Here is a 2,772-nt window from a genome sequence, read left to right on the forward strand (position 1 = left end):
TAAATTAGAGTCTTTTACAGTCTCAAATTTATTCTGTTATTTCTTCGGTAGTGACTCTGTTTTGTGATCGAATATTGAGAAAAACGACGACGAGCTATGTGAAATCACACTTCACTTGGATGGTGCGCAGCTGTGTAGGTTAGATAATCGTGTCGCGTAATCGGTCCCAACACCTCTCGGAATTGTAGCTTTAGAATCAGATGAGTCTGATATAATGTCGGTGGCATAGATCTAGGTATATTTATTTAATTTAGGGAGGAAAACAAAGCCCGAATCTCATATGTGAAAAACCGACACTTAATGCTAGTTAAAACGACTTGTCTTTGAGAGCTTTTCCCAAATACGATTTAAAACCGTTCTCAAGCCCATATTCTCTGTATACCGTTTTGGAGAAAAAGTTTTGTTTTCTGATGATAATGATTCCCTATGTCGCAACAGAACGAGCTCCCCGACGAAGAGATAATCTCAATGCTCCGCCAGTGTGAGGCCGAGTATGATATATGTACACCCCGTCGGTTCGACAAGATGGATGAGACGTGTCCATCATCACTGGTCATCCGACGATTTGGCACCTGGAAGGAGGCAAAAGAAGCAGCAGGTGTTGGATCCGAAGATGGACTCGGTAGTAGCCAAAGCAACCTCTATAATGACGAGGATGTCCTGTGGCACATCAATGAATGTGCGCGTCGTAATGATGGCCGATGTACGGTTGAGATCCTTGATCAAGAGGAAGACCTGATTGCACCGTCTATTGCGATCGAACGGTTCGGGTCATGGGATGAGGCAAAGCGATTAGCGGGTTTTGGAGACAACGATGGAAAGTATCCTACAAAGGAATACAGTGATCAGGACTACTCGCGACTGATGGAGGAATTGAGAGAAAAGCACGGTGAAGTGATGTCCATGACCGATAGATGAAGTAGGAGCGTAGGTACTGAAATTTGTACGTTCAGTTGATATTTACTTGAGTATCGACCCTCATATAGTCGTTCACAGTCGGTTGAGAATATTGGTCGGTATGTAGCAGACCGTTTATCGGCCATCCAACACAGATTCAGAGAAATTCCCGGTTTCTCTTTTCAGCCTTCTCTATGAGTTGCTGATTAAATTCGTCGCCGTCACGGCCATGATGTCGACGTCGGTGGCAGTTAGGGCAAAGCGCAATAACATTCTCGGGGGTATCGGGACCCCCATCTGCTCGGCGATGGAGGTGGTGGACCTCTAAAAATGGGTCACCTGATTCACCAACAAATGGTGCATTATTTCCACATCCTTGACATTCGCCATCGGCGTGTCGAAGAGCAAATTCCTTGACCACCTCAGAGCGAGGATATGAGCGGGTTTCACTCGATCTACTTCGTGCACTAGATGAGTTGGTTGCTCTCGGAGCGCTTTGCTTTGCTTTCTCAAATAGTTCCTCTTCCGAGAGAGATGAAGGTGTCCCGCTTTCAATTTCGATCTCTGCACCGCCGACAGGTTCGAGTTCGAAGCGTATCGCCTCTCGTTTGCGTTCATCTTTATCTCCTAGTGTTTCCCACCGATGACCAGCGTACTCGAATTGGCCTACATAGCTGACTATCCACGGATAATCTGTATCCTCGAATAGGTGGATCTCTTCATTTTCCTTGCCGTGCTCTCGGATCGCTTTGTTGCCTCCTTCCATCGTCATATCGCCTTCGGCCCCCTCTCCGGTGTACAGAAATGTATCGTTCGGGAGGAATTCATCTTCATATCCGTAATCCTCACCCGATTCTCCCGTGAAAAGGAAAACAAATGGATGTTTTGCTGGCGTTGCTATTCCACTATAACGTTGACCGCCGAATACATCATGAAGTTCCCACCGATTGTATCTTTTTCCAACATCGAAGATACCATCCTCCGGAATCGGTTCGATCTCTACCGATGGTGGTTCATAGTACCACCCTTTACTGAGTTGCTTGATTCGTGAATCGGAATCCCTAATCAGGTCCTGTTGAACTGTTCGAATTCGGTGTTTCCACTCTGGTTGGTTGCTATCCGTTCCACAAGTATCTCGACAGAGAATATCTGGTTCGCACAGATTTGGATATGTCTCCTTTACGAGTTCATAGACGTCTTTTGTCTCATGAAATCCAGTAGGAACACAGCCGAATTCGGATTCTCGAAGGTTCTTGTATAACCGCTTGTAGCTCTCTTTTGTGCTCATAATCTGTCGTCGGAAGGGATATTGTTGAATCTTTGTCTCTCCTACCCAATTCACCAGAACTGATTTGAATGGAGGGTGTCCACCGAGCTGTATGCAATCTGATAACCTAGTACCTGACAAATAACAGATTTTACTAATAATATTGGACAAGCAGATCAACCAATGTCACTCACCCGTTTGGCGACTGACATCGGCTTTGTCATTTCTGATGTCGGCGCACATACAACCGGGCAGTACGGCGACGGGATTGGATCAGAAGATGGGGAGCGTCAAGTCGAACTCTTAGTAGATTCACTCAAAGTACACGATCCGTGGTACCAGGCCATATCGCAAGAAGTTCCTTATCCAACTACCGGAGAAGGGTGCGATCTGTAGTTACCTGATGGCGTTCAGGTTGGGACCGAATTGAGACCATTATTGGTCTCTTGTAACCGTCAGAACTATTAATTAACGCTAAATATTTGGTCGCGTCTCAGAACCGTTTAGACTTCACCTCCAGTAGCCTCAACCGAGGCGGTACAGTGAATCTTCTCGTGGAGTGATTCACACAGAATCTCATTGAAGAACCGGTTGTAGCGATCTGGATC

Annotated in this window: 2 protein-coding genes; one reads left to right on the top strand and one right to left on the bottom strand. The window is 46.0% G+C overall.

All coding sequences use genetic code 11. The features are described from left to right. Window positions 1-426 precede the first annotated feature (426 nt). Window positions 427-918, top strand: coding sequence for a homing endonuclease associated repeat-containing protein (locus O2S87_RS18410; RefSeq protein ID WP_475410184.1), 492 nt, complete (start codon window positions 427-429; stop codon window positions 916-918). 136 nt (window positions 919-1,054) lie between these two features. Here O2S87_RS18410 and O2S87_RS18415 read toward each other — a convergent pair whose 3' ends face one another. Next, window positions 1,055-2,185: an HNH endonuclease gene (locus O2S87_RS18415; protein ID WP_475410185.1), complete on the bottom strand. Its 1,131-nt coding sequence runs from the start codon at window positions 2,183-2,185 to the stop codon at window positions 1,055-1,057. Between the last annotated feature and the right edge of the window lie 587 nt (window positions 2,186-2,772).

The organism is Halohasta sp. A2 (assembly GCF_056175805.1).

Excerpts from the sequence above, each read along its gene's own strand:
- O2S87_RS18410 (WP_475410184.1), top strand. The coding sequence starts at position 427 with ATGTCGCAACAGAACGAGCTCCCCGACGAAGAGATAATCTCAATGCTC.
- O2S87_RS18415 (WP_475410185.1), bottom strand. The coding sequence starts at position 2,185 with ATGAGCACAAAAGAGAGCTACAAGCGGTTATACAAGAACCTTCGAGAA.